The organism is Azospira sp. I09, from assembly GCF_009177135.1.
In the GTDB taxonomy this organism is placed as follows: Bacteria; Pseudomonadota; Gammaproteobacteria; order Burkholderiales; family Rhodocyclaceae; genus Azospira; species Azospira oryzae.
Window position 1 is genome coordinate 1,626,250 of the sequence record NZ_AP021844.1, and the last position, 26,533, is coordinate 1,652,782.

The window sequence follows — 26,533 nt, forward strand, 5'->3', positions numbered from 1 at the left end:
TCAGAGGCCCTCGTAGAGGCGCCCGGCGGCGAAGATGCCGCGGGGGTCAAAAGTGGCTTTCAGGCGGCGGTGGATGTCCAGCAGGGGCGAGGCCAGGGGGTGGAAGGCCTGGTCCCGGGCCGCTGCCGGGCCGCGGAACAGGGTGGCGTGGCCGCCGGCCTTTTCCACCGTTTCCCGGATGCGCCGGGGCTCGGCGTCGGACACCAGCCAGCGCTGGGCGCCGCCCCACTCCACCAGGGTGCGCCCCGGCAGGTCCAGCTGGGGCGCCGTGGAGGGCACGGCGAGGCGCCACAGGGCGGGCTCGTTGGCACCGCCGGCGCCGGCGAAGAAGGGATGGGTCTGTTCCCGCACCCCGGCCCAGAAGGCAGACGCGACGCCAGCCTCCACCAGGGTGCCGCCAAGAGCGGCCTGGGCTGCGGCGACGGCGGCACGGGCGCCGGAAAGGCGCACCGTGATTGCCTCTCCGTCCGGGTGCCCGGCGTCGCTCCACACCGTGGCGGAAATGGGCAGGGGCTTGCCGCCCCACTGGTTCATCAGGGCCAGGGCCTTGGCCTGGGAGGTTTCCAGGCGGATGGTGGCCTCGGCCACGGGCCGGGGCAGCACCTTGAGGGATACTTCCAGCAGCAGACCCAGCTGCCCCAGGCTGCCGGCCAGAAGCCGGGGCACGTCGTAGCCGGCCACGTTCTTCATCACCTGGCCGCCGAAGTCGAGCACCTGGCCCTGGCCGTCCATCAGGCGCACGCCGAGGACGAAGTCCCGCACCGCCCCGGCCTGGGCCCGGCGGGGGCCGGAGAGGCCGGCGGCGACCATGCCGCCGACGGTGGCATCAGGGCCGAAATGGGGCGGCTCGCAGGCCAGGTACTGGCCCTTTTCCGCCAGCACCGCCTCCAGCTCGGCCAGGGGCGTGCCGGCCTTCACCGTCACCACCAGTTCGGTAGGCTCGTAGGCCACCACGCCGCGATGGCTGCGGGTGTCGACAATGTCGCCCTGCACCGGGCGGCCGTAGAAGTCCTTGCTGCCGCCACCCCGGAGCAGCAGGGGGGCGCCGGGGGAAGCGGCCAGGATGCGCTCCCGGCACTGTTGTTCGAAAACCTGGCTCATGCCTTTTCTCCACGGGTCTGGCGATACTCCCGGCAGCGGGCCGGGGTGGGGATGGCCTTGCCCGGGTTGAGCAGGCCGGCCGGGTCGAAGGACTGCTTGACGCCCTCGAAGCGGGCCAGCTCCTCCGGCGTGAACTGGGCGCACATCTGGGTGATCTTCTCCACCCCGACGCCGTGCTCGCCGGTGATGGAGCCGCCCAGGGCCACCGACAGCTCCAGGATCTCGGCGCCGAAGGCGGTGGCCCGCTCCAGTTCGCCGGGCTGGTTGGCGTCGTACATGATCAGGGGATGCAGGTTGCCGTCGCCGGCGTGGAAGACGTTGGCGCAGCGCAGGCCGTATTTCTTCTCCATGGCGGCGATGGCGGTGAGCATCTCCGCCACCCGCTTGCGCGGAATGGTGCCGTCCATGCACAGGTAGTCCGGGGTGATGCGGCCCACGGCGGGAAAGGCGGCCTTGCGCCCGGCCCAGAAGCGCAGCCGCTCGGCCTCGTTGGCGGAGACCCGCAGGGAGGTGGCGCCGCTCTTTTCCAGCACGGCGCGCATGGCGGCGATTTCCTCCTCCACCTCCTCCGGCGTGCCGTCGGATTCGCACAGCAGCACGGCCTCGGCGTCGAGATCGTAGCCCGCCTTGACGTAGGGCTCCACGGCGTGGGTGGCGGGCTTGTCCATCATTTCCAGGCCGGCGGGAATAATGCCGGCGGCGATAACATCGGCCACCGCATTGCCGGCCTTGGTGACGGAATCGAAGTAGGCCAGCACCACCTTGGCCACCTGGGGCTTGGGCGTCAGCTTCACCAGCACCTCGGTGATCACCGCCAGCATGCCTTCGGAGCCGTTGAGCAGGGCCAGCAGGTCAAAGCCCGGAGCATCCAGGGCGGCGCTGCCGAAGGTCACCGGCTCGCCGGCCATGGTGTAGCCCCGCACCTGCAGCACGTTATGCACGGTGAGGCCGTACTTGAGGCAATGCACGCCACCCGAGTTCTCCGAGACGTTGCCGCCGATGGTGCAGGCGATCTGGGAAGAAGGGTCCGGCGCATAGTAGAGGTTGTAGGGCGCGGCGGCCTCGGACACGGCCAGGTTGCGCACCCCGGGCTGGACCAGGGCGGTACGGGCCACCGGGTCCACCTTGAGGATTTTCTTGAACTTGGCCAGGGACAGCAGCAGGCCCTGGTGGTGCGGCATGGCACCGCCGGAAAGGCCCGTGGCAGCGCCCCGGGGCACCACCGGCACCTGGAGCCGGTGGCACAGCTGCAGGATGGCCTGCACCTCCGCCTCCGTCTCCGGCAGGGCCACCGCCAGGGGCAGGTTGCGGTAGGCCGTGAGGCCGTCGCATTCGTAGGGACGCAGGTCCTCCGGCTCCCCGTAGACCCGGCCCGGGGGCAGGATGCGCCCCAGGGCGGCCAGCAGGGCCGCCTGGTCCACGGCGAAATCCGGACTGTCCGGCAGACGGTCACCCATGGTCGTTCTCCTCGTGCGCTGGACCCACGGCCAGCTTGGCTTCAAGACAGGTTGCTTGGGGCGCCGCGCCCACCCGGGCCGCCGCCTGATAAAGATGGCCGGCCGCCGCCTGGCGTGCCGCCGCTGCATCGCCGGCGGCGATGGCGGCGTAGAGCCGTTCGTGTTCGGCCTGGGCCGCCGCAGCCCGGCCCGTGGCATGGCCGGCTGCATCCCAGGTGGGACGGCGGCTTTCGGAAAACTGGGCGGAAAGGAAGCTGACGAAGCGGCGGATTTCCGGGTTGTGGGTGGCGGCGGCAATGGCCTGGTGGAAGACGTCGTCGTCCTCGGCGCCGTCATCGCCCTGGCGCACCGCCTCCCCCATGGCCTGCAGGGCCGCGTACATGGCCGCCAGGTCGGCCGGGGTGCGGCGCCGCGCCGCCAGTTCCGCCGCCCCGGTCTCCACCAGGGCCCGCAGTTCGAAGATGTGGCTGAGGGCTTCCCCCGCCGGGGTCCCCGGGGCCAGCTTGAAGCTGCCGCTGTCGGGCCGGGCGGCCACGCTCATGCCCGAACCCTGGCGCGAGGCCACCAAGCCGTCGGCCTTGAGGCGGGCCACCGCCTCCCGCACCACGGCGCGGGAAACGCCAAACTCGGCGGCCAGGGCCATTTCCGTCGGCAGGCGCGCCCCCGGCGCATAGGCGCCGCTGCGGATGCGCTGCTCCAGGGCCGCCCCGATGTCGGCGGAAAGCCCGGCCGAAGGGCCCACGCCACGGCCCCGGGCGGAACCCGGGGCGGCAGTGCTGGCAAGGGATGGGGAAGCGGCCATGAAAGTTGTCTGACAAATTTTTGCCAAGACTAAAACCCGCCCCGCCACCGGTCAACCTAGGGGAAACCCTCCCCGCCCCCGGCCTGCGCCCCACGCCGGGCGGAGAGGAAATGCAACAGCCCCGGCGGCATCTCCCTCGGCACTTCCAGCATGAACCCGGCCAGCCAGCCGGCAATGGGGTCAGCGGGCAGCGTGACCCCGCTAAAGTCCCGGGCCAGATGGAAATAGGCGGCCCCGTAGGCACGCAACCCGGACGGGCCGCCAGCGCCAAGCCTCGCGGCAGTTGGCGACAGCAACAGCCGACGGCAGCGGCCGTGACGGAACAGGAACACCACCCGGGCCGCCCCGCAGCCGGCCAGGGGTTCCCCCCGGCCATTGACCAGCCCTTCCCCCGGCCTCTCGTACAGATACAGCCGCCGGCACCCGGGCAAGGGCGGCAGGACTTCAGCCATAGGTGCGCCAGAAGAAGGCGCCGGCCATGACGAAGTTAAGCAGCACCACCCCCTTCCGCAGACGCCGGGGTTCCAGGCGCTGACTGAGCCGCGCCCCCAGCCAGCCCCCGGCAACGGCGCCGGCCGCCAGGGCCAGGCCCGGCCCCCAGCGCACCTGGCCGGCGACAATGAAGCAGAGGACGGCCACCGCATTGGTGGCGCCGACGAACAGGCTCTTGGCGCCATTCACCGCCCGCAGTTCGGTATGGCCCCAGATGCCCCACAGGGCCATCATCATGATGCCCACGGCGCCGCCGAAATAGCCGCCGTAGACGGCCAGCAGGCCCTGGCCGGCCAGCATGACGCCCGGCCCCGGATGGCGCTGCCGTCGCAGCAGGCGGCCCGCCGCGCCGCCCCAGGCGAAGGCCACGGCCCCCAGCAGGAGCAGCCAGGGCACCAGCAGGTCGAAATGGCGGGAGGGCGTCAGCAACAGCAGAATGGCGCCGATCAGCCCGCCGGCCAGGCTGACCGCCAGCAGGCGGGAGGTGGCCACCCCGGGGAAGGGGGCAAAGTCCCGCCGCAGGGTCCAGGCGCTGGCCAGGGCGCCGGGGAACAGGGCCACGGTGCTGGTGGCATTGGCGACGGTGGACGGCACCCCGGCCAGGATCAGGGCCGGCAGGGTGACGAAGGAGCCGCCGCCCGCCAGGGCATTCATGGCCCCGGCCAGGGTGCCGACGGCGAGAAGCATGAGTGAGTTTTCCATGAGCCTCAGTCTGAAACATGGAGCACCCCCTGAAAATCGGCATTTTTCTCAGGCACACTTCGGTTAATCCATAGGCTGAGCAGGGAGCCGCGCCATGCGTTTCGATCTCACGGACCTCGATCTCTTCATCCAGGTCGCCGACAGCGGCAGCATCACGGCCGGCGCCGAGCGCTGCCATCTCTCCCTAGCCTCGGCCAGCGCCCGTATCCGGGGCATGGAGGAAACCCTGGGCACGCCCCTGTTGCAACGGGGCCGGCGCGGCGTCACGCCGACACCTGCCGGCCGGGCCCTGCTGCACCACGCCCAGACCATCGCGGCCCAGGTGCAGCATCTGCGCGGCGACCTGGGCCAGTATGCCCAGGGCCTCAAGGGCCACATCCGGCTGCTGGGCAACACCGCCGCCCTCAGCGAGTTCCTGCCGGAGGCCCTGGCTGCCTTTCTCGCCGCCCATCCCCAGGTCGATGTGGACGTGGAGGAACGGCTCAGCCACCACATCGTCGAGGCCATCGCTGCCGGCCTGGGCGATGTGGGCATCATTGCCGACTCGGTGGACCCGGGGGAGCTGGAAACTCTGCCGTTCCGGGAAGACCGCCTGGTGCTGGTATGCAGCCGCCGCCATGGGCTTGCCGGGCGCGAGACGGTCAATTTCGCCGACACCCTGGACTGGGAATGGGTCGGCCTCACCCCGGGCAGCGCCCTGCCCGACTTTCTCGCCGCCCATGGCGCCCGCATCGGCCGCCAGCCCCGCTACCGGGTGCGGCTCGGCAATTTCGACGCCCTCTGCCGCATGGTGGAAGCGGGCGTCGGCGTCGGCATCGTCCCGGTGACGGCAGCCCGCCGCTACGCCCGCAGCATGGACCTGGCGGTGGTGCCCCTGGCCGATGCCTGGGCCAGCCGCCAGTTGCGGCTCTGCTGCCGCCGGCTGGAGGCGCTGCCGCCCTATGCCCGGCAGCTGGTGGAGCATCTGCGGCAAGCCGCGCCGCCGGCCAGCTGAGGCGCCACACCCGGCGCCCGGCGCCTCATTCGCCGCCCCTGCCCAGCGCCCCGTCCGCCAACTCCTCCGGCACCGCGGCGAGGACTGCGGCGGAAAGGGTTTCATCCTCCACCGCCCGGGCCGGCACCAGACCGCCGACCGGGGAGGGCATCAGGGCCAGGGCCCGGCGGCGAAATCGTCTGGCCTCGGCCGACCCGGCCCGGCGACACCCTGCGGGGGAAAGCGAGGTGCAGTCCGTGCAGCCCTCCCGTTCCAAACCCCGGCAGGGCATGGTCACGGTGCGCAGCGAAATCCTCAACCAGCACGGCGACACGGTGCAGGTGCAGTAGCAGACCGCCAAACTGGTGGTGCCGCGCCGGCGCCTGAGCCGGCCAAGGGCCCGGCCTCAGCCGTTGTCCTCCTCCGGCAGCACCAGCACGGCACGGAAGTCGTTGACGTTGGTGCGGGTGGGGCCGGTCAGCAGCAGGCCCCCCAGGCCGGCGAAAAAGCCGTAGGCGTCGTGGCCGGCCAGATGGCCCCGGGCGTCCAGGCCGGCGGCGGCGGCCCGGGCCAGGGTTGCCGGATCGATGCGGGCGCCGGCGTTGTCCTCGGAGCCGTCGATGCCGTCCGTGTCCGCCGCCAGGGCGTGGATGCCGGGCCGGCCGCCGAGGGCCAGCGCCAGGGCCAGGAGGAATTCGCTGTTGCGCCCGCCCCGGCCCAGGGGCGCGCCCGGCGCCACGCTGACGGTGGTCTCGCCGCCGGAGAGGAGCACGCAGGGCGGCGCCAGGGGCGTGCCGTGGTCCTGACAGGTCAGGGCCAGGCCGGCCATGACCTTGGCCACCTCCTTCGCCTCCCCTTCCACCCGGTCCCCCAGCACCAGGGGCGTGATGCCGGCGGCCCGGGCGGCCTCGGCGGCGGCCAGGAGGGACTGCTGGGGCCGGCCGATGAGCCGGTAGTCGCTGCGGCCGAGCCGGGGATCGCCGGGCTTGGGCGTCTCCAGGGCGCCGGACTGCAGCAGGGCGGCCACTTCCGGCGGCACCTCGATGCCATGGCGGGCCAGCACTGCCAGGGCGTCGTCGCAGGTAGTGGGATCGGCCACGGTGGGGCCGGAGGCGATGACCGACGGGTCGTCCCCGGCCACGTCGGAAATGGCCAGGGTCAGCACCGGGGCCGGCCAGGCCGCGGCGGCCAGGCGCCCGCCCTTGACCGCCGAGAGGTGCTTGCGCACGCAGTTGATCTCGCCGATGTCGGCGCCGCTGAGCAGCAGGGCCCGGGTCAGGGCCCGCTTCTGGGCCAGGCTGACGCCGGGGGCCGGTGCCGCCATGAGGGCGGAACCGCCGCCGGAAATGAGGGCCAGCACCCGGTCCTTTTCCGTCAGGCCCCGCACCTGTTCCAGGATGCGGGCGGCAGCGGCCTCGCCGGCGGCGTCGGGCACCGGATGGGCCGCCTCCACCACTTCGATGCGGCGGCAGGGCAGGCCGTGGCCGTAGCGGGTCACCACCAGGCCGGAGAGGGGGCCGGGCCAGTGCTCCTCCACCGCCCGGGCCATGGCCCCTGCCGCCTTGCCGGCGCCCACCACCACCAGGCGCCCGCCCTCGGGCAGGCTGGCCGGGTCCGGCAGATGGGGCGGCACCAGCCGGGCCGGATCGGCGGCGGCGAGGGCGGCCTGCAGCAGGTTGTGCAGCAGGGCGTCGGGGGCTAGTTGCTTCTGGGCGGCAGCGAACATGGGGACTCCGGGAAAAGTCGGGACTGGCCGGACGGCACTTGCCGCCAGCGTCGGCGGCTGGCGGCGGCTGGCGGCAGAAGCGGGGCCGATGGCCGGCGCCGGTGCGGCCTGGGCCGGCCGTGCGCTGGGCAGGTCGCCCGGCAGCGCGCTATTACCTCGCTATTACCTAATGCATACTTTCTTGACCTGGATCAACGGTCGCCGGCGTCCAGGGGTTAGGCTGACCGCCCAGCCTCCGGGCTCCCTGCGGCCAAGGGCCCGGTCTGCGCCGGCCTCGGGCCGGCCGGGGAGGACATGGGGCCGTTGCCCCGTTGCCGCCTATTTACCGCCTTCTGCCTTTCTGACCATAGCGCCCGCCCATGAGCACCGAACTTTTCACCTGGAGCGACGATTTTTCCGTCGGCATCCAGGAAATCGACGAACAGCACAAGGTCCTGGTGGGCCTGCTCAACCAGCTCCACGAGGCCATCCGCGACCACCAGGGCAGCGCCACCTCCCGGGAGATCCTGGACCGGCTGGCCGACTATACCCGCACCCATTTCACCGTGGAAGAGAGCCTCATGCGGGTCACCAACTACCCGGATTTCCCCGGCCACAAGGCCCAGCACGAGGAGCTGATCCGCCAGATCCGGGAGCTGCAGGAGAAGCTGGACACGGGCAAGGCCGCCATCAGCTTCGAGCTGCTGCACTTCCTCAAGGTGTGGCTGACCAAGCACATCAGCGAGACCGACAAGCGCTTCGGCAGCCACTTCCTCGGCGTGCCCCTGGCCGCCGACTGGTCGCCGGAGGTGGAGGCGGCCATGAACTCGAAGAAGGCCTGGTGGCGCTTCTGGTAAGCCGGGCCGCTTGAGGCCGGCAGTGCAGGACAACGGCAGCGCGGCTGCCGTTTCTTTTTGCCGCGGCCGTGGCGCCCCGGGCGATGCTGCCGCCCCCGCGGCTTGCCGCTTACAGGCAACTGCCGCCAGGGAAATCGGTCTGCCTGCCCCGCAAGCGACAAGGCCCGCCGAGGGATACCCGGCGCGACCGCCGTACAGCACCTGCCCGCTGAGGCAGCAACGACGCCACTCTCCGATGACCCATGGCTGAGATGACCGTCCTGCCTGGGCCCCAGGTCACTCCCCTTTCAGATGCCCCGCGCCGCCGCCAGCCAGCTCAGGCCGGCCTCGGTGCCGGCGGCGGGCTTGTATTCGCAGCCGATCCAGCCGTCGTAGCCCAGTTCCGCCAGGCGGCGGAAGAGATAGGGGTAATGGATTTCGCCGCTGCCCGGTTCGTGGCGCCCCGGGTTGTCGGCGATCTGCAGGTGGCCGATGGCCGCCAGATGGCGCTCCAGGAATCGGGCCAGGTCCCCCTCCATGATCTGGGCGTGGTAGAGGTCGTACTGCAGCCGCCCCACGCCCGCCTCCGCCAGCACCTCCAGGCCCTTGGCCGGGCGGTCGAGCCAGAAGCCGGGCATGTCCACCCGGCTGTTGATGGGCTCGGCCAGCAGTTCGATACCGTGGGGCGCCAGCTTGGCGTGGGCCCAGCGCAGGTTGGCGACGAAGGTGGCACGCAATTCGGCTTCCACTTCCGCCGCTTCCACGTCCGCCGCCTCCACCGCCCCGGCCGGGGCCAGACCGGCCAGGCAGTTCAGCCGGCGGCAGCCCAGGGTGAGCGCATACTCCAGCGCCAGCTCAACGCCCTGGCGGAATTCCGCCTCCCGCCCGGGCAGGCAGCCGAGGCCCCGCTCGCCCGCCTCCCAGTCCCCCGCCGGCAGGTTGAACAGCACCTGCTCCAGGCCGTGGGCCCGCAGGCGCTCGGCGATTTCCTCCTTGGCGTGGGCGTAGGGGAACATGTATTCGACGCCCCGGAAGCCGGCGGCGGCTGCCCGGGCGAAGCGATCGAGGAAGGGATGCTCGGCAAAGAGAAAGCTCAGATTGGCGGCAAATTTCAACATAAGGGCGGGAAACGCAAGGGCGGCGAAGGGGAAAGCCTCAGTATAATCGGCCCACCAAGTTATCTATAAGACAGAGGAGACTGCCATGGGCAACCGCCTTTCCAAGATCGTCACCCGCACCGGCGACCAGGGTGAAACCGGCCTCGGCGACGGTTCCCGCACCGGCAAGGACAGCCTGCGCATCGACGCCATCGGCGAGGTGGACGAGCTCAACTCCTCCCTCGGCCTGCTGCTGGCCGAAAGCTTCCCCGAGGCCATCGACGCCGCCGCGCGGGAAGCCCTGATCCAGGTCCAGCACGACCTCTTCGACCTGGGGGGCGAGCTGTGCATCCCCGGCATGGAAATGGTCAAGGAAGAACAGGTGCTGCGCCTGGAGCAATGGGTGGCCGACTTCAACGAGCCCCTGGCGCCCCTCAAGGAATTCATCCTCCCCGGCGGCACCCGGGCCGCTGCCCACGCCCACCTGGCCCGCACCATCTGCCGCCGCGCCGAGCGCGCCGTGGTGCGCCTGGCCCACGCCGAGAGCGTGGCCGACGGCCCGCGCCAGTACCTCAACCGGCTCTCCGACCTGCTCTTCGTCCTCGGCCGTGGGCTCAATCACGCCGCCGGCTGCGGCGACGTGCTGTGGAAGCACGAGCGCAAGGCCAAGCCGAAGAAGGCGTGAAGGTCTGAAGCCGGAAAGGAAAAGGCACCGCGCGGTGCCTTTTTTCTTGGCCGGTGGCCGCAAGTCGCCAGCCAGTCCTGGCCGCAAGCCCTGGCGCCATCAAGGGGGCAGCGCCCGGCTGGGCAGGTCTCCCGGGCGGCCCCAGTCCGCCGGGCGTATCGGGCTCAGGCCCCGGGCAGGCGGGCGATGACCTTGATCTCGAACTGGAAACCATAGAGCCAGGTCACCCCCACCCCGGTCAGGGCGGGATAGGGAGCCTCGCCCCAGTAGTCCGGCAACACCCGCCAGAAAGTCTCCAGCACGGCCTCGGGATCGACCAGGAACACGGTCACCTCTACCACGTCGGCAAAGGTGCAGCCGGCGGCCTCCAGCACCCCGTTCAGGTTGTCGAAGGCGCGGCGGATCTGGGCCTCCAGCTGCGGCTCCGGCGAACCGTCGTCGCGGCTGCCGACCTGGCCGGAGACAAAGAGGAAACCGTTCGAGCGCACGGCGGGGGAATAGCGGTTGCGTTCATACAGGGCTTGGCGCCCCGGCGGAAATACCGCATCGCGGGGTGATGTCATGGCAAGGGCTCTCTTTCTTGGCCGGCGGCGATGGCCGGACATGGCGGTAAATGGTGCGTCCCCCGGAGGCGGGGCACGCTGCAGCGGAGCACCCACTGTAGCGCCGCGGTCGGGGCCGATAAATGGCGGCGGCTGGGCAACAGTGTTTGTAAAATGCAAACAATCATCACCGGAAAATCAAAACAAACATGGACCGCTTCGATGCCATGCGCGCCTTTACCTGCGTCGTCGACACCGGCAGCTTCACCAAGGCGGCGGAGACCCTGCATATCAGCCGGGCCACGGCGACCCAGCTGGTGCAGCAGCTGGAGAAGCGGCTGCAGGTCCGTCTGCTGGACAGGACCACGCGCAAGGTGGGAGTGACCGGTGCCGGCAGCGCCTTTTACGAGCGGGCGGTGCGCCTGCTGGCCGATCTGGACGATGCGGAAAACAGCGTCACCGCAAGCCAGGAAACCCTGGGCGGCCGCCTGCGCCTCGACGTGCCCAGCCCCCTGGCGCGCCTGGTGCTGCTGCCGGCCCTGCCCGCCTTTTTCGCACGCCATCCCGACATCCAGATCGACATGCGGGTCAGCGACCGTACTTCGGACCTGCTGGACGAAAACATCGACGGCGTCATCCGGGGCGGCCCCATGGCGGACCCGACGCTGATTGCCAGACGCCTGGGCGACCTGCGCCTGCAGACCTACGCGGCGCCCGACTATCTGCAGCGCCTGGGTTCGCCGCAGCACCCCCGGGAACTGGAGGGCCCGGAGCATCGCATCGTCGGCTATCTGTGGGCCCACCGGAACCAGCAGGCGCCCTATCTGATGCGGCGGCAGCAGGAGGCCCTCGGCATCCGCGGCCATTACGCCCTGGCCGTGGACGACGGCAACGCCTACCTGGCGGCAGCCCTGGCCGGGCTGGGGATCGTCTGGCTGCCCGACTACATGGCCCGGCCCCACGTGGCCGCAGGCTCCCTGATCCGGTTATTCCCGGACTGGCAACAGGACCCCATGCCCCTGCATGCCGCCTTCCCCCCCAGCCGGCGCAACAATGCCCGGCTGCGGGCCTTCATCGACTGGGCTGCCGAACTGATCGCCGGCATTTCCTGACGCCGGGCCGGGAGCCGGCCCGCGCCCCGGCCTGCCGGCGCCCTCGCCGCGATTGGCGGCCCGCCGGGCGTGGGTTTCCACAGCAGCCGCCGCAGCGCCGGCAAACCGCCGGTGCCGACCGCCCTGGGCGGGCCGGCCTACAGCAGCGCCGCCGTATCCACCACCGCCACCCGGGTGATCAGGGCGCTGAGGGCGATACGGTGGATCATCTCGCTGACCGTGGTGCAGCAGTCCTTCAGCACCGAGACCGGGTACTTCTCCGCCGCCTTGGAGAGGGCGGTATGGGTGACGCAGTTGTGGGTCATCATGCCGCACAGCCACAGTTCGGTGATGCCCCGCTGTGCCAGCACGGCTTCCAGATCGGTCTGGTGGAAGCTGTCGGCAAAACGCTTCAGCACCACCGGCGCCTCCGGTGCGGCGGCCAGGAGACGGGGATGGATGTCCACGCCCGGCGTCCCCTGGTTGAAGAAAGGCGCCGGCCCCTTGGTCGGGTCGGCCACGTGCTGCACCAGGATCACCGGCACGCCCCGGGCCCGGGCCGCGGCCACCGCCGCCAGGGTGCGCTCCAGCACCGCCTCCGGCTGCCACAGGGGAAAGGCGCCGCCGGGGAAATAGTCGTTCTGCAGGTCGATCACGACCAGGGCGGGTTTGCTGTTGCTCATGGGAATCTCCTTGAGTGGGGTGCGATGGGCCGATTATTGGCTAGCCCCGGCGCCACCGGCAGTGGCCCGAATGACAATTTCCGTTAATATCGGGCCACACCATTTCCCGGGAACTGCCATGAACCGGCTCCCCGTCGCCGTGCTGGCCTACCAGCGCATCAGCCCCTTCCACCTCTCCGTGCCCTGCGTCGTCTTCGGCGAGCGCCACCTGGGCGCCCCGGCCTTCGAACTGCGGGTGTGCGCCTGGGAGGACGGCCCCCTCGCCACCAGCGCCGGCTTCAGCCTCAACGTGGAACAGGGCCTGGAGGCCCTGGCCACGGCCCGGGTGGTGATCGTGCCGAGCTGGCGCGATCCGGCGGAACGGCCGCCCCAGGCCGTGCTCGATGCCCTGGTGGCCGCCCACCGGCGCGGCGCCCAGGTGGTGGGCCTGTGTCTGGGGGCCTACGTGCTGGCCGAGGCGGGCCTGCTGGACGGCCGCCGCGCCACCACCCACTGGGAATTCGCCGCGGACTTCGCCCGCCGCTACCCGGCCGTGACCCTGGACCCGGGGGTGCTCTACGTGGACGAAGGCAACCTCCTCACCTCCGCCGGCACGGCGGCGGGCATCGACGCCTGCCTGCACCTGCTGCGCCAGCGCTGCGGCGCCACTGCCGCCAACCGGGTGGCCCGCCGCCTGGTGACGCCGCCCCACCGCCAGGGCGGCCAGGCCCAGTACATCCCCCAGCCCCTGCCCGCCAGCGCCGGCGATTCCCGCCTGGCGGCGCTGCTGGACCGGGTGCGGGCCAGCCTGGAACAGCCCCACGACCTCAACAGCCTGGCGGCCCAGGCCCTGATGAGCCGGCGCACCTTCACCCGCCACTTCCGCCAGCTAACCGGCGCCACCGTCGGCCAGTGGCTGCTGGGGGAACGGCTGGGCCTGGCCCAGCGCCTGCTGGAGAGCACGGACCACGGCATCGAACGCATCGCCCAGCTGGCCGGCTTCGGCTCCCCGGAAGCCCTGCGTCTGCACTTCCGCCGCAGCCTGGGGGTTTCCCCCAGCCAGTGGCGGCAATCCTTCGGCGCCCGGGACGGGGCCTGAGGGCGCCGCCATACCCGCAACACCGCCCGCCGCTCAGCCCGCCAACACCCCCATGCCCGGAACGCCTTTCCCCGCCTGCCTCTCCGGCATGGCATGGCGGAAATCCGCGTCCTTCCTGCCCCTCCGGACAGGCAGGGCGGCAAGCCCCATCCCTGCGCCTTAAGACCGCCTTAAGATTCGCCGGTTAAGGTGGCGCACAAACTGACTCAGAGTGCCGCCATGAACCGTCGCCATCCTTCCCCCAGCTTCAGCCTCGCCGCCGTCGCCCTGCTCTGCGCCCTGGCCTTCCCGGCCCGGGCCGCCAACCCGGCCGACTTCATTGCCCTGGCCCCCGCCCAGGCCAAGGCCCTGGGGGTGGAAACCCGGCCCCTGGCCGCCGCCGACACGGGCAGCGCCGCCGGCCTGCCGGCCAAGGTGGTGGTGCCGGTGGAGCAGATGCGGGTGGTGGCGGCGCCCCTGGCCGGCCTGCTGACCCAGGTGGGCGCCGTGGCCGGGCAGACGGTGAAGAAGGGCCAGATGCTGGCCCGCCTGGCCAGCCCGGGCCTCTTGCAGGTGCAGCGGGACTACCTGCAGGCCAAACAGCAGGCCGACCTGGCCCAGCGCAGCCTGGCCCGGGACGAACAGCTGTTCAAGGAAGGCATCATCGCCGAAGCCCGGCTCCAGGCCAGCCGCGCCAGCCAGGCCCAGGCGGCGGTGGCGGCGCGGGAACTGCAGGCCGAACTGCGCATTGCCGGCGCCACCGCCGGCGGCGGCAGCCTGACCCCGGAAGTGGCGGTCAGCGCGCCCCTGGACGGCGTGGTGCTGGAAGCCAGCGCCGCCGTGGGCAGCCGGGTGGAGGCGGCCACCGCCCTGTTCACCGTGGCCCAACTGAATCCCCTGTGGCTGGAAATCCAGGCCCCCGCCGCCCTGGCCGGCAACCTGAAGGAAGGGGCGGCGGTGCGCATCGCCGGCAGCGAGGCCAGCGGCAAGCTCATCAACGTGGGCCGCCAGATCAGCCCCGGCAGCCAGACCGTGACCCTGCGGGCGAGGATGGACGCGGGTCTCGACTCCCTGCACCCGGGCCAGATGGTGGAAGCCACGGTGGCCGCGGCGCCCCAGGCCGGCGCCACTGCCGGCAAGGGCGCCACCTACCGCATCCCCCAGGCCGCCGTGGTGCGCCAGGCCGGCCAGGCCTGGGTCTTCGTGCAGACGGCCGGCGCCAGGCCCGGCTTCCAGGCCACCCCGGTGAGCGTGGCCGGTAACGCCGGTCCCGACGTGCTGGTGAGCGGCAGCGCCCTGGCGGCCAACGCGGCGGTGGCGGTGAAGGGCGTCAGCGCCCTCAAGTCCGCCTGGAGTACTGCTGCCAGCGCCGCCAGCGATGCCGGGAGCGCCCAGTAATGCTCTCCCGCCTGGTCGAATTCTCCCTGGCCCAGCGCCTCCTGATGCTGGTGCTGACGGCCCTGCTGGTGGGCGCCGGCATCATGGCCTTCCACAACCTGCCCATCGACGCCTTCCCCGACGTTTCCACCACCCAGGTGAAAATCATCATGAAGGCCCCGGGCATGACCCCGGAAGAGGTGGAGGCCCGCATCGTGGTGCCCATCGAGCAGGAAATGCTGGGCATCCCCAAGCAGCGCATCCTGCGCACCACCTCCAAATACGCCATCGCCGACGTCACCATCGACTTCGAGGATGGCACCGACATCTACTGGGCCCGCCAGCAGGTGGCCGAACGCCTCGGCGGCGTCGAGCTGCCCCCCGGCGCCAGCGGCGGCCTGGCCCCCATCACCACGCCCCTCTCCGAGATGTTCATGTTCACCGTGGAAGGCCCCCTCTCCCTGGAGGAGAAGCGGACCATCCTGGACTGGACCATCCGCCCCCAGCTGCGCACCCTGCGCGGTGTCGCCGACGTGAACAGCCTGGGCGGCCACGCCAAGGCCTTCGAGGTGGTGCCCGACGCGGCGGCCCTCAATGCCCGCGGCGTCAGCCTCAACGAACTGCGCCAGGCGGTGGAAGGCAACAACCGCAACGACGGCGCCGGCCGCCTCACCGAGGGCGAGGAAACCCTGCTGGTGCGGGTCGAAGGGGCCGTGCGCAGCCTGGACGACCTGCGCGCCATCGTCATCGCCCAGCGCGGCGGCAACCCGGTGCGGGTGGGCGACGTGGCCGAGGTGCGCTTCGGCGCCCTCACCCGCTACGGCGCGGTGACCAAGGATGGCCAGGGCGAGGCGGTGGAAGGCCTGGTGCTGGGCCTGCGCGGCGCCAACGCCCAGCAGGTGGTGGACCAGGTGAAGGCCAAGCTGGCCGAGATCCAGGCCACCCTGCCCGAAGGCGTCAGCATCGTGCCCTTCTACGACCGGGGCCATCTGGTGGAGCGGGCCGTGGGCACCGTCTCCAAGGCCCTGGGCGAGGCCATCGTGCTGGTGGTGATCCTGCTCCTGGCCTTCCTCGGCAACCTGCGGGCGGCCTTGGTGGTGTCGGTGATCCTGCCCCTCTCGGCCCTGCTCACCTTCATCCTCATGCAGCACTTCGGCCTCTCCGCCAACCTGATGAGCCTGGGCGGCCTGGCCATCGCCATCGGCATGCTGGTGGATGCGGCGGTGGTGATCGTGGAAAACGTGGAGAGCCACCTCTCCAGCCCCCATACCTCCGCCCGCCTGCCCCTGCTGCACGTCATCTACCGCTCGGTGCGGGAGGTGACGGTGCCGGTGGCCTCCGGCATCGCCATCATCGTCATCGTCTTCGTGCCCCTGCTGACCCTGGAGGGGCTGGAAGGCAAGCTCTTCATCCCGGTGGCCCTGACCATCGTCTTCGCCCTGGTCTCCTCCCTGCTGCTGGCCCTCACCGTCATCCCGGCCCTGGCCTCCATGCTCATGCAGCGGGGCGGCCACCACGAGGCCTGGCTGGTGAAGAAACTCAACGCCGCCTACGCCCCGGCCCTGGACTGGGCCCTGGCCCACACCCGGCAGGTGGTGGTCGCCGCCCTGGCCCTGCTGGTGCTGGCCATCGGCGCCTACACCCTGCTGGGCAAGACCTTCCTGCCCACCATGGACGAGGGCGACCTCATCATCCAGCTGGAAAAGCTGCCCTCCATCAGCCTGGAGGAGACGGTGGAAACGGATCAGCGGGTGCAGCGGGCCATCCTGGAGCGGGTGCCGGAGGTGAAGAACATCATCGCCCGGGTCGGCTCCGACGAACTGGGCCTGGACCCCATGGGCCTCAACCAGACCGACACCTTCCTCGTGCTCAAGCCCATCGATGAATGGCGCCAGCCGGACAAGGACTGGCTCACCGACCAGCTGCGCCAGGTGATGGAAGACTTCCCCGGCATCGCCTACACCTTCACCCAGCCCATCGACATGCGCATCTCGGAAATGCTCACCGGCGTGCGCGGCGACATCGCGGTGAAGGTCTTCGGCACCGATTTGGACCAGCTCAACCACGCCGCCGACGGCATCGTCGCCCTGCTCAAGGGCATCAAGGGGGCGGAAGACGTATTCACCCTGAAGAACGAAGGGGTGCAGTACCTCAAGGTGGAGATCGACCGCCTCGCCGCCGGCCGCCTGGGCCTGCCCATTGAAGAGGTGCAGAACGCCCTCAAGACCCTGGTGGAAGGCCTGCCCGCCGGCCTGGTGGTGGAGCCGGGACGGCGCACCCCGGTGCTGCTGCGGGGCGGCCCGGACTACAAGACCAGCGTCGAGCGCTTCGCCGACCTGCGCCTGTCCCTGCCCGGCGAAGGCACCAATGTCCGCACCGTGCCTCTGTCCCAGGTGGCCAAGATCGAACGGGTGGAAGGCCCGGTCAAGGTGGACCGGGAAAACGCCCAGCGCTACGTGGTGATCCAGTCCAACGTGCGGGACCGGGACCTGGTGGGCTTCGTCGAGGAAGCCCAGGCCAAGGTGGCCCAGCAGCTGAAGCTGCCCCAGGGCTACCGCATCGTCTGGGGCGGCCAGTTCGAGAACCAGCAGCGGGCCGCCCAGCGCCTGATGCTGGTGGTGCCGGTGGCCCTGGGCCTGATCTTCATGCTGCTCTTTTCCACCTTCGGCTCCCTGCGCCAGGCCGGCCTGGTCCTGGCCATGATCCCCTTCGCCCTGGTGGGCGGCGTCTTCGCCCTGCTGCTTTCCGGCCAGTACCTGTCGGTGCCCGCCTCGGTCGGCTTCATCGCCCTGCTCGGCATCGCCGTGCTCAACGGCGTGGTGATGCTCACCTACTTCAACCAGCTGCGCACCCAGGGCCTGCCCCTGGAGCAGGTGGTGCGGGAAGGGGCCAGGCGGCGCCTGCGCCCGGTGCTGATGACGGCCTCCATCGCCGCCTTCGGCCTGGTGCCCCTGCTCTTCGCCAGCGGCCCCGGTTCCGAGATCCAGAAGCCCCTGGCCATCGTCGTCATCGGCGGCCTGCTCAGCTCCACCCTGCTGACCCTGCTGCTGCTGCCCATCCTCTACCGCCGCTTCGGCTTCGACAACACTCCGGGAGAACGGCCATGAGCGCAAACAATCGCCCCGTGGATACCTGCCTGACCCTGGTGATCCACCCCAATCTGGAAGACGCGGTGGTGGACTTTCTCCTCGACCGGGCCGAGACCGTGGGCCATTTCACCTCCCGCCCGGTGGATGCCCACGGCGGCGACATCGCCTACGAAACCGCCGCCGAACGGGTGCGCGGCCGGGCCCGCCGCTTCCGCATCCAGGCCCTCATGGCCGGCACCCACGTGCACGACCTGCTGCGGGACCTGCGCCAGCAATTCACCGGCGCCGACATCTACTACTGGACCGCCCCGGTCCAGCAATCCGGGAGGCTGTAATGGGCCCCATGCTGAAACTGATGCCCCTGGCCGCCCTGCTCTGCAGCGCCGCCCTCCAGGCCGCCGAACCGCCGCCCCTGGCCTACCCCACCGACCTGCCGCCGCGGGAAGCGGCGGTCAACGCCATCCGCCTCGCGCCCCAGGCCAAGGCCGCCGAAGCCATGCTGGAAGCCGAGGGCGAAAACCGCAAGCGCCTGGAAGCCGGCCCCTATGAATGGACCGCCCGGGTCGGCAGCCAGCGGCGCAACGTCAACGGCGTAAACGGCGCCGCCAACGAACGCTACCGGGAATGGAGCGGCGGCATCGAGCGGGGCATCCGCCTGCCCGGCAAGGCCGCCCTCGACGAGCAGCTCGGCGCCAACGGCGAAGCCATGGCCAAGGTGGCCCTGGGCGACACCCTGCACGAGACCTCCCGCAGCCTGCTGCGCTACTGGTTCATCTGGCTGCGGGAAAACGAAGGCGCCGCCCAGTGGCAGCGCCAGAGCGAATCCCTGGCCCGCCAGCGCCAGGTCACCGCCCGCCGCGTGCAGCTGGGGGATGCGCCGCGCCTGGAACTGATGCAGGCCGAAGCCGCCGCCGCCCAGGCCCAGGCCGCCCTGGAACAGGCCCGCCTGCGCCGCCAGGTGGCCGAGGCCGACCTGGCGGCCCGCTTCCCCGGCCTGCCCCAGCCCAGGCAGGTGGCTCCCAGCGAGCCCCTGCCCCTGGAAGAGGCCGAGTGGCGCGAGCACCTGCTGGAACACAACCACGAGCTGATGCTGGCCCGGGCCGAAAGCGAACAGGCCCGGCTGGTGGCCAACCGGGCCGACGCCGAGCGGATGCCCGACCCCACCCTGGGAGTGCACGTGGGCTCCGACAAGGGCGGCGAGGAACGCATCGCCGGGGTCAGCATCTCCATCCCCTTCTCCGGCAGCCTGCGCAGCGCCACCGCCCGCCGCGACGCCGCCTACGCCAGCGCCGCCGCCAGCCGGGAAGCCGCCACCCTGGCCCGCATCAACGCCGAAGTGGCCGCCCTCCTGGCCAACGCCCGGGCTGCCTACGAATCCTGGCGCCGGGCCGAGGATGCCGCCCAGCGCATCGAACAGGCCGCCGCCCTCATGGCCCGGGCCTACCAGCTGGGCGAAGCCGGCATCACCGAACTGCTCACCGCCCAGCGCCAGGCCAACGAAGCCCGCCTCGCCGCCAACCAGAGCCGCCTCGACGCCCTGGAAAGCCGCTACCGGGTGTACCTGGACGGCCACGGCCTGTGGCCGGTGGACGGGGAGCACACAGAGAAATAAGGCCGTCACGAAGCACCGCCCTGGAAGGCAGAAGGGACGGGCCTCCCCACCGTACAACGGTGGAGAAGCCCGTCCCTTCTTGTTGGTGGCGATGGTGCCGCTGCCGGGCAGCGGACCGCTACGGCTAGGCGGTGGCGAAGAAGGCCGGATCGAAGGCGACGCTGGCGGCCGGCAGCGGCCCCTGGAAAGCCAGGGCCTGGAAGTACTGGGGCGGCACCTCCGGCAGCAGCAGCGGCGCCGCCTGGACGAAGCCGAAGCAGCCGTAGAAGGCCGGCTCCCCCACTAGCACGCAGCCGGCGGCGCCGCGCCGGCGCAGTTCCTCCAGGCCGTGCCGCATCAGCCGGCTGCCGATGCCGCAGCCCTGATGCTCTGGCAGCACCGAGACGGGGCCGACCCCGAACCAGCCGGGAGCGGCCGGGCTCAGGGTCACCGGCGAAAAGGCCACGTGGCCGAGAAGGCGCCCGCCCTCCTCCGCCACCAGGGAAAGGCTGAGCCTGCCGCTATCTCGCAGGGCGCCGACGATGAACTGCTCGGTGCCCGCACTGTGGGCCGCCGTGGCAAAGGCCAGGCGGGTCAGGTCGAAAATGGCGGCGCTGTCGGCCGGCTCTTCGGGACGAATGGTGATGGTCATGTGATGAATTCCTTTTTGCAATGCAGGCGCCGCACCGCCCGGCCGCCAGTAGGGCCCCAGGCCGGGCGGTGGCGCGGGAGGATTACTGGTTGTCGAGCTGGCCGCGCACGGCCCCCAGGCCGGCCCGGTTGATCCGGTAAGGCCGGCCGTCCAGGGAGGCGATGAGGCGCTTGGCCTTCAGCTTCTTGAACACCGGCAAGGTGCAGTCGCTGAGGACGAAACCTTCGCGGGTATAGCAATCGACGTGGGTAATGCGGCCGGAAGCATCGCGGTGATGTTCGATATGGCCGCCTTTGGCGAGGACGTGCAACGTCCGCTGCTCGGGCTTGGAAAGATTCATGTTGGATTGTTCCGCAATCAAATGCACACACGACGGCAGCCTCCGAGAGGCGCCATCGACGCTATGGGCATATCGATAACTCGCGGCCGGCGGGGCCAGACGGAGTTATCGGATTGCGGCAATCTCCAACATACAGACCTAACTCAAATGGAATGGGCTTGCCCGTTTGCCGGGCAGGCGCGAATGATAGCGCTCCCCTCGGGGCGGGGCAATCGGGGCGGTGTCGGGCAGGGCGCCGCCGGACGCCTGACACCCGGCCTGCAAGGCAGGAAGGACGGGCCTTCCAGCCATGTCATGGCGGAGAGTGGCGTCGTTATTGGATCGTGGCGCTGTTGTTTCCGGGACTGCGGGCGCGTGGTTGCCGGTCTGAGTCTTCGGGCGTGGTGGGTTTAGCGACCGCTGTGTTCCGCGCCTGACGCGCGGGTTACTCTCTTTTGCTTCGCCAAAAGAAGAGTAACCAAAGAAAAGGCGAGCCCGGTTTGGCGCCCCTGCGGGGTCCCCTGCGCTACTCGCCTCCGGCGGGGGCTGCGCAACTCGGCCTACGGCCTCAGACAGTGCTCGCCCTTTTCCCGCCGCAAGCTCCGTTGCTCGGCGCCGCACAGGGCGGGATTGGCCTGCGCAGCCATTCCCGCAGGTCCGGTTGAGCCCGGGTTAGCCGTATGGAGCATTCAACTGATGTCAGTGATTTTGGAGATTGCGCCGTCCCGGAACTCAAATTCCGAGCGGCCAGAAAGGTTCAGAACCTGCCCCTTCTTTAGGCCGTTCGGCAGATCGGCGGCAACGACGGCGCGAAAAGCGATGGTGACAACCGCGACACCGCCTTCAATCTCGAAGGACTCGATTCTCTGATGCCTTTCCGAGAACAGCGATAGCGACTGCAGCGCAAGGGCTTTAAGTTCTGCGATTCCATTTGTACTGGCGTTCACTACACCGGCAGAAATGTTCTTGAATTCCACCCGCGGGTGAAGGCCATTGAGCATGTCGTCCACATCCTGGCGGTTGTAGGCGTCGATGTAGTGGTCGACGAGGGCGCGAATCTCAGTGGGACTCAATTGGCGATCTCCGTGAAAGGCTGCATACCGGTGAAGTGATGAGGGTGGCGCTGCTTCATCGGGCAGCGTCCCCTCGACTGAAAGACTATGTGTTGCGGAAGACGCGATATCGGCTCTGCACAAAGCCAAACTCGAAAGCTGTGGTGCCTTCGTGCACAAGGTGTAAATCAGTTTGAAGTGGCCCAAATAGCGGCTTCCCCGTACCAAGCAAGACAGGGATGACAGTAATGGTGATGTCGTCGATCAGACCTGCTGCAAAGAAGCTCTGGATCGTGAGACCACCATCAACATAAATCTTCCTAGCCCCCCGTTCAGTCAGCGACGCCACCAATTCAGTCGGCGTTTTATTTGATACGGAGACACTTTTCGGAAGACTGGGCGACAAAGAAATTTCTCGGTGGCTCAAGACGACTACGGGAGTCGAACCATACGGCCAGGACTCAAAGGTGAGCACCTGTTCGAAGGTGTTTCGACCCATAACCAAAGCATCGACATCGGCCATGAACTTACCGTAGCCGCAATCTTCTCCGGGTATTACGGACTTGTTTGCCTCGTTCAGCCAATCAATGCTCCCATCGCTACGGGCGATAAAGCCGTCAAGACTTGTGGCGATAAACACTGAACACCTAGCTACCATTGCAAATTCCTTAGAGACACATAACGTGGAACTGAGCAGCCTGTGCGGCGTTTCGCGCAGGTCCGCTGGACTGCCAGGTTATGCGGCTGGACGCGCATTGGCCTGTCGCTGTTGCCACGATTGAAATAACTGGGCCTGTTGCGTTAGGTCCTCTGGACAAAGCCTCGCGTCGGGAGCATCAGTAACGGCCAGCGTTACGAAATGATATGGAGCGTGAATACGGGTAATGCCTTTACCCACCAAATACTCGTGCATCTTGATAGTCCATTCGTGAAGTTCAATAACCGCGTCAAACCACTCTCGGATGACAGGCATGTAGCTACCGAGATTGGTTGGTCTGGGTATTCTGTCTCGGCGATCATGTTGCTGTAGGTTGGCGATGCTATGGTGCTTGTAGTAAATAATGGAATAGACCGCACGATGAATTTCCGGGTCTAAAGCACTGCTGTGTCTCTCCAAAATTTTTTCGGCCCATTGGTGGATTCTCTGCATCTCATGGTCAACGTAGTTTCCCCAAGGAGCTGGGGGAAGTATGTTGGCTGGTCTTGCTATATCAAGACTTATCATCACTCGCTGGACGAATTCGTCAGATAACAGCTGGCGCCAACTGGTTGGGTCGGCATTTCCCACCGATTTCTCATAAGCAGCCTTCCAAAGATTGAGAGCCCAGTGCGCCATTATTCTTACGTCTTCGTATGAAGCTGCCCTTACCGGCAATAGCCGTTTCTCTTCGCGACGTCGGATTAGAAAGTCGATGCCATATACGGTTATGGCGGCACCAATGAATTCGGACAAGAGGTTCGGCCCGAGAGATGCGCCATAGGCGCCGCAGCATTCTTGAACAATCAGAGCGCTGGCTATTAGGAAGAGGAACAAGACAACAAGAAATACATTTTCCTTCACCGCCTGAACTGCTGATTTAAGTCGCGACATTCAGCAATACCTCTTGGGAACCGCATAACGTTTGAATTTAGCGGCTGCCGCAGGCAGTCCGCTGAAATGATGGGTTAGGGCGCACTCTTCAGCGCCAGCAAGTTGTCGAACACGTCACCGATCTGCCCCCAGTCATCCACCCAGCACACGCGGACACCCAAGTGAAGCAATGAAATCTCCTGAATCCGACGCTGGTCAGTTTCCTTGGGCCGCCTGGCCACCCAGATATGACGGGCCGTGAACTCGCTTGCAGTACTCACTGCTGCCATTTCCTCCAGCGAACTGCGGAGGCTCCAAGCAAGCCACTTGCGAATGTTCGGATCGGAGAGCGAGTGTCCGACGATCAGGAGCCTCGAGCTCTGGGCATGAAACAAAAACAGCGATTGAGCCCAAGTCGCAACATTCCCCGCAATGTTTAGATAGTCTGCCTCGGTAAAGACGAGGTGCTCTCTGGCGTCGCGACGTTTCGCCTTCGTCAGCCGACCGCTTGGTGAAGGAGAAACGGCTCCATGGCAGTGGAAGATAGGGGTCGCACCAGCGGGGAGACCATCAATGCCACGCAGCGTTCGAACGAAAGCAAAGGAAGGGTGTTCCCACTTCCCGACCTTGGCCGCGTGTGCGCGGATAAGGAATAGGTCGAGCAATGCAAAGAGAAGCGTGTCGGCGTTAAAGTTAATGATCGCCTGCGGGCCTTTTTTCGCTTCTTTCGCCTCAGCGAGCGACCGAGACAGGTTCACTAGAGTACTTCCTCCGTGAGACTTCTCGAAAAAGTCTGTTAGCTGGAGTATTTCCTCTTTCCTCAGCCAACGCGGATTGTTTAGTGCGTCACTCAGACACTCTTTCAACCCTCCGGCATCCGCTTGCGTCAGCAAGTCCGAGTACAGCTCAGACTCGAGGAGTTCGCCAAAGGCCTCGTCAGGCTTGCCCGTGAGGGTAAGGTTGTTTGCCGCTCCCTGTAACAGGGCATCCAAACTCCAACGGGTCGCTTTTACCAGATCCTCGAACCCTGCATCGTCGTACGCACTCCCAAACGATTCGTTTACTACGCGCCTCGTGAGTTCCTGCCAAGTGGGAACCAGCCCGAACGACACTCCAGCACCGACGCAGAGCGACCATGCAGATCTAGCGAGATTACCTCGGAAGCGTCTATCGAGACCATCAAACGGCTTATGTTTAACAAGCGGCATTGTTGCGCCCTAACGTTGGAGGTAAGGGGCCGGCTGGAGGCGGCATGCCGGAAGACGGTCCCGCTTGACCGAGAGGTTAGAGCACTTAATCACGCGGGGCTCCATAAGTGGTCAATCATGCCCTCTGGGGGCTGGCTCTCAGAGCTTTCAAGAAATCCTAACTTTTCCAATACGCGACGAGATGCCGGATTATCGGGTTTTGTTGCCGCAAATACTTTTGGGCTACCACCTGCGCTCACAAACAAAACCAGAGCAAGCGATGCAGCGGCAGAAGCTATTCCATGGCCCCAATATTCTTTGCCGATCCAGTAACCCAGCTCCAGGTCCATATTAAGGCGGCGGCATATTTGCACATAACCCACAGGGGTTCGTTGGGGCCCGACTTTAATCAAATGTCTGATGTGGTTACAACCATTGTCGATCGCGTTTTTACACCAAGTCTCTGCGTCGAAAGGTTGCTTGATTTCAGGAATGTATTGAAACACCTCGGGGTGTCTTCCAAGATGGGCGATAGCTTTGGTGTCTTCAATTTCCAAAGGGGTTATAGATATGGGCCCCATTTGCATACAAGCCAGCAGTGCAACCATAAGCTCTAACTAGTATCTATGGACTCCCCCGATTTGCAAGTAAGAAACAAGTGGTTGGTTCTTTGGTAACAGCCTGCAGGAATCTATCCGGCCTACTTTGATACCCGTCGGTATCGGCCCTGATGACATTCGCTCCGTGGAAGCCTCATTAGTAGAGCGGCCTGGATGCGGCCAAACACGTTATCAGGCTGGTTCCACGTCGGTCTGCACCGTTGTCCCATCAACTCATTTCGCTCGCAATCTTCAGGCGGGAATCGTTCTGATCAATCGGTGGATCAAAGCAAGCCTTAGCTTGCCACCTGGTATTCAGTACCACGGGATAGCATTGCCCAAATGATACGTGCATTTTTGGCAGCCAGTGCAACCGCGGCCACGTTCGTACAACTGCGCTCTTTGAGGGCTTCTGCCCAGACGCTCTTTCGATCCGTTCTGCCTGTCGTCAGTCGCAATACCGAGCGGGTACCGTGTATCAGCAAGGTGCGCAGGGTGACATCGCCCCGTTTGCTGATGGAACCGAGTTTCGTCTTGCCGCCGCTGGAATTTTGCCGGGGCGTCAGCCCCAGCCAGGCGGCAAACTGTCGGCCACTCTTGAAGGTGCTGGCATTGCCGACGCTGGCGACCAGCGCGGTCGCAGTCACCGGGCCCACGCCCTCAATGGCCATCAGCCGACGCGCCGGTTCGCAAGCCTTGGCCAAGGCCGATATCTTGCGATCGTAAGCCAGAATTCTTTCGTCGAGTGTGCGTAGGCGGTCGTGCAGGTCGCCAATGGTTTCCCGGGCCAGGGGTGGCAGTTGACGACCACCGGCGCCAATCTCGCCCAGCAGTCGCCGTGCCTGGGCGATACCTTGTCCGATCACAATCCCGAATTCACCCAATAGCCCACGCACTTGATTGACCAGCGCGGTTCGCTCAGAGACAGTCAGGGCTCGAACCCGATGGACGGCGAGCACCGCTTGGGCCTCTTCCGACTTGACCGGTACAAAGCGCATGTTCGGCCGACCTACGGCTTCACAGATTGCTTCGGCATCGTTGGCGTCGTTCTTGCCACTCTTGCGGTAGGGAGATACGAACTGGGCGGCCATCAGACGGGCATCGTGGCCCTGTTTGATCAATTCACGCGCCCAGTAATGGGCCCCCGCACAGGCCTCGATGCCAATCAGGCTGGCCGGCGTATTGGCAAAAAAGGCGAGAACTTCTCCGCGGGAAAGCGTCTTCTTGAGCACTGTCTTGCCCTGCATATCCACGCCATGGACCTGGAAAACTGTCTTGGCGATATCCAGACCAACGCGAGCAACCTTCATGGCACACCTCCTTCACGAGCTCACAGCACTTTGGCTGCAATGCCTTCAGTGTCCCGCTGGGCGGGTGGGGGAGTCCATTTCATTAGTAGACGACAAAAGTGGCCAATAGAAATGGGACTGTCCAATATCCTGGAACACCGGACAGCCTCAAACTTACCGACAGGATGCCAGAATCGCAACCCGAAGTTGCGAATTGCATATTCCAATCAACTCCCCCCTCCCAACCGGTGCGACCGCGTTCGCTACGCAACCGGTTTCCCATCCCCTTCCACCCCCGCCGAGCAGCGCAAGGCGGGCGGGGGGCTTTCGGCGAGGACTGTTTGAGGTCCCGCAGGGACCGAGTTCCGCAGCCGCCCCGCTCGACTGAGCAGCGCAGGGGAGCCCGCAGGGCCGGGGGTGAGGGTTCCCCTTCTTTTGGTTCCTTTTCTTGGGGAAGCAAGAAAAGGAACACGCGCGGCGGCGCGGAACCCAGCCGCAAAATCAACAAACCACGCCCAACCAATCCCCCAGTAACAAAGCCAAACCCCCACCCCGCCACCAAACAAAAAAGACGGCCATCCCCAC

Annotated in this window: 27 protein-coding genes; 9 read left to right on the forward strand and 18 right to left on the reverse strand. The window is 67.5% G+C overall.

Translation table 11 applies throughout. The features are described from left to right. The 5 genes from glcE to AZSP09_RS07535 are packed head-to-tail and all read right to left on the reverse strand — an operon-like array spanning position 1 to position 4,539. Positions 1–1,101, reverse strand: coding sequence for a glycolate oxidase subunit GlcE (glcE, locus tag AZSP09_RS07515; RefSeq protein WP_152089642.1), 1,101 nt, complete (start codon positions 1,099–1,101; stop codon positions 1–3). Further along, positions 1,098–2,558, reverse strand: a complete 1,461-nt coding sequence (locus AZSP09_RS07520; protein ID WP_152089643.1) for an FAD-linked oxidase C-terminal domain-containing protein — start codon at positions 2,556–2,558, stop codon at positions 1,098–1,100. The genes glcE and AZSP09_RS07520 overlap by 4 nt, the downstream gene beginning before the upstream one ends. After that, entirely contained in the window at positions 2,551–3,360 is an 810-nt protein-coding gene (locus AZSP09_RS07525) for a FadR/GntR family transcriptional regulator (RefSeq protein ID WP_130458994.1), read from the reverse strand. The genes AZSP09_RS07520 and AZSP09_RS07525 overlap by 8 nt, the downstream gene beginning before the upstream one ends. A 56-nt stretch (positions 3,361–3,416) precedes the next feature. Continuing rightward, positions 3,417–3,812 (reverse strand): hypothetical protein, encoded by a 396-nt coding sequence (locus AZSP09_RS07530; RefSeq protein ID WP_152089644.1) that lies wholly within the window; start codon positions 3,810–3,812, stop codon positions 3,417–3,419. After that, positions 3,805–4,539 (reverse strand): sulfite exporter TauE/SafE family protein, encoded by a 735-nt coding sequence (locus AZSP09_RS07535; protein ID WP_152089645.1) that lies wholly within the window; start codon positions 4,537–4,539, stop codon positions 3,805–3,807. Before AZSP09_RS07535 ends, AZSP09_RS07530 begins: the two co-directional genes overlap by 8 nt. 109 nt (positions 4,540–4,648) lie before the next feature. On the opposite strand from AZSP09_RS07535, the gene AZSP09_RS07540 reads away from it, so the two are divergent. Further along, the gene (locus AZSP09_RS07540) at positions 4,649–5,548 is read left to right on the forward strand and encodes a LysR family transcriptional regulator (RefSeq protein ID WP_152089646.1); all 900 of its coding nucleotides are present in this window, start codon (positions 4,649–4,651) and stop codon (positions 5,546–5,548) included. A gap of 25 nt (positions 5,549–5,573) precedes the next feature. On the opposite strand, the gene AZSP09_RS20580 is transcribed toward AZSP09_RS07540, so the two are convergent. Both AZSP09_RS20580 and AZSP09_RS07545 read right to left on the reverse strand, forming a co-directional pair. Next, entirely contained in the window at positions 5,574–5,699 is a 126-nt protein-coding gene (locus AZSP09_RS20580) for a hypothetical protein (RefSeq protein WP_269473827.1), read from the reverse strand. Between the two features lie 234 nt (positions 5,700–5,933). Then, complete coding sequence (locus tag AZSP09_RS07545; RefSeq protein WP_152089647.1) at positions 5,934–7,253, reverse strand: glycerate kinase type-2 family protein; 1,320 nt, start codon at positions 7,251–7,253, stop codon at positions 5,934–5,936. A 359-nt stretch (positions 7,254–7,612) separates the two neighbouring features. Between AZSP09_RS07545 and AZSP09_RS07550 the strand changes: the two genes are divergently transcribed. Then, positions 7,613–8,089, forward strand: a complete 477-nt coding sequence (locus tag AZSP09_RS07550) for a bacteriohemerythrin (RefSeq protein ID WP_014238430.1) — start codon at positions 7,613–7,615, stop codon at positions 8,087–8,089. Between the two features lie 287 nt (positions 8,090–8,376). Here the strand turns inward: AZSP09_RS07550 and otnI are convergent, their stop codons facing one another. After that, positions 8,377–9,186 (reverse strand): 2-oxo-tetronate isomerase, encoded by an 810-nt coding sequence (gene otnI / locus AZSP09_RS07555; protein ID WP_152089648.1) that lies wholly within the window; start codon positions 9,184–9,186, stop codon positions 8,377–8,379. Between the two features lie 85 nt (positions 9,187–9,271). Between otnI and AZSP09_RS07560 the strand changes: the two genes are divergently transcribed. Further along, positions 9,272–9,850, forward strand: coding sequence for a cob(I)yrinic acid a,c-diamide adenosyltransferase (locus tag AZSP09_RS07560; protein WP_152089649.1), 579 nt, complete (start codon positions 9,272–9,274; stop codon positions 9,848–9,850). A 164-nt stretch (positions 9,851–10,014) separates the two neighbouring features. On the opposite strand, the gene AZSP09_RS07565 is transcribed toward AZSP09_RS07560, so the two are convergent. Then, complete coding sequence (locus AZSP09_RS07565) at positions 10,015–10,413, reverse strand: RidA family protein (RefSeq protein ID WP_014238433.1); 399 nt, start codon at positions 10,411–10,413, stop codon at positions 10,015–10,017. A gap of 188 nt (positions 10,414–10,601) precedes the next feature. Between AZSP09_RS07565 and AZSP09_RS07570 the strand changes: the two genes are divergently transcribed. Beyond that, the gene (locus tag AZSP09_RS07570; protein WP_152089650.1) at positions 10,602–11,504 is read left to right on the forward strand and encodes a LysR family transcriptional regulator; all 903 of its coding nucleotides are present in this window, start codon (positions 10,602–10,604) and stop codon (positions 11,502–11,504) included. A gap of 137 nt (positions 11,505–11,641) precedes the next feature. Here the strand turns inward: AZSP09_RS07570 and AZSP09_RS07575 are convergent, their stop codons facing one another. Continuing rightward, positions 11,642–12,166 (reverse strand): cysteine hydrolase family protein, encoded by a 525-nt coding sequence (locus AZSP09_RS07575; protein ID WP_152089651.1) that lies wholly within the window; start codon positions 12,164–12,166, stop codon positions 11,642–11,644. Between the two features lie 118 nt (positions 12,167–12,284). On the opposite strand from AZSP09_RS07575, the gene AZSP09_RS07580 reads away from it, so the two are divergent. The 5 genes from AZSP09_RS07580 (at position 12,285) to AZSP09_RS07600 (ending at position 19,301) form a co-directional block, all read left to right on the forward strand. Beyond that, positions 12,285–13,244: a helix-turn-helix domain-containing protein gene (locus AZSP09_RS07580; protein ID WP_152089652.1), complete on the forward strand. Its 960-nt coding sequence runs from the start codon at positions 12,285–12,287 to the stop codon at positions 13,242–13,244. A 219-nt stretch (positions 13,245–13,463) separates the two neighbouring features. After that, positions 13,464–14,621 (forward strand): efflux RND transporter periplasmic adaptor subunit, encoded by a 1,158-nt coding sequence (locus tag AZSP09_RS07585; protein WP_152089653.1) that lies wholly within the window; start codon positions 13,464–13,466, stop codon positions 14,619–14,621. Then, entirely contained in the window at positions 14,621–17,707 is a 3,087-nt protein-coding gene (locus tag AZSP09_RS07590) for an efflux RND transporter permease subunit (RefSeq protein ID WP_152089654.1), read from the forward strand. The genes AZSP09_RS07585 and AZSP09_RS07590 overlap by 1 nt, the downstream gene beginning before the upstream one ends. Beyond that, positions 17,704–18,024 (forward strand): DUF3240 family protein, encoded by a 321-nt coding sequence (locus AZSP09_RS07595; protein ID WP_014238439.1) that lies wholly within the window; start codon positions 17,704–17,706, stop codon positions 18,022–18,024. The genes AZSP09_RS07590 and AZSP09_RS07595 overlap by 4 nt, the downstream gene beginning before the upstream one ends. 8 nt (positions 18,025–18,032) lie before the next feature. Next, positions 18,033–19,301 carry a TolC family protein gene (locus AZSP09_RS07600; protein WP_165397460.1) on the forward strand — a complete coding sequence of 423 codons (1,269 nt, stop codon included), beginning with the start codon at positions 18,033–18,035 and terminating at the stop codon, positions 19,299–19,301. Between the two features lie 124 nt (positions 19,302–19,425). On the opposite strand, the gene AZSP09_RS07605 is transcribed toward AZSP09_RS07600, so the two are convergent. The 8 genes from AZSP09_RS07605 to AZSP09_RS07640 all read right to left on the reverse strand — a co-directional run bounded on the left by AZSP09_RS07605 (position 19,426) and on the right by AZSP09_RS07640 (position 25,969). Beyond that, positions 19,426–19,932: a GNAT family N-acetyltransferase gene (locus AZSP09_RS07605; RefSeq protein ID WP_152089655.1), complete on the reverse strand. Its 507-nt coding sequence runs from the start codon at positions 19,930–19,932 to the stop codon at positions 19,426–19,428. A gap of 82 nt (positions 19,933–20,014) precedes the next feature. Continuing rightward, entirely contained in the window at positions 20,015–20,272 is a 258-nt protein-coding gene (locus tag AZSP09_RS07610) for a YjhX family toxin (RefSeq protein ID WP_014238442.1), read from the reverse strand. A gap of 668 nt (positions 20,273–20,940) precedes the next feature. After that, positions 20,941–21,324 carry a nuclear transport factor 2 family protein gene (locus tag AZSP09_RS07615; RefSeq protein WP_197739069.1) on the reverse strand — a complete coding sequence of 128 codons (384 nt, stop codon included), beginning with the start codon at positions 21,322–21,324 and terminating at the stop codon, positions 20,941–20,943. Between the two features lie 85 nt (positions 21,325–21,409). Next, positions 21,410–21,943, reverse strand: coding sequence for a dihydrofolate reductase family protein (locus tag AZSP09_RS07620; protein WP_232058866.1), 534 nt, complete (start codon positions 21,941–21,943; stop codon positions 21,410–21,412). A 96-nt stretch (positions 21,944–22,039) separates the two neighbouring features. Continuing rightward, positions 22,040–22,894, reverse strand: coding sequence for a hypothetical protein (locus AZSP09_RS07625; RefSeq protein ID WP_152089657.1), 855 nt, complete (start codon positions 22,892–22,894; stop codon positions 22,040–22,042). A gap of 74 nt (positions 22,895–22,968) precedes the next feature. Further along, a complete protein-coding gene (locus AZSP09_RS07630) occupies positions 22,969–23,985 on the reverse strand; it encodes an SIR2 family protein (protein WP_172974718.1) in 1,017 nt (338 codons plus the stop codon). Positions 23,986–24,170: 185 nt separating this feature from the next. Then, positions 24,171–24,668: a GNAT family N-acetyltransferase gene (locus AZSP09_RS07635; protein ID WP_152089659.1), complete on the reverse strand. Its 498-nt coding sequence runs from the start codon at positions 24,666–24,668 to the stop codon at positions 24,171–24,173. Positions 24,669–24,955: 287 nt separating this feature from the next. After that, positions 24,956–25,969 carry an IS110 family transposase gene (locus AZSP09_RS07640; RefSeq protein WP_152089232.1) on the reverse strand — a complete coding sequence of 338 codons (1,014 nt, stop codon included), beginning with the start codon at positions 25,967–25,969 and terminating at the stop codon, positions 24,956–24,958. Positions 25,970–26,533: the final 564 nt, after the last annotated feature.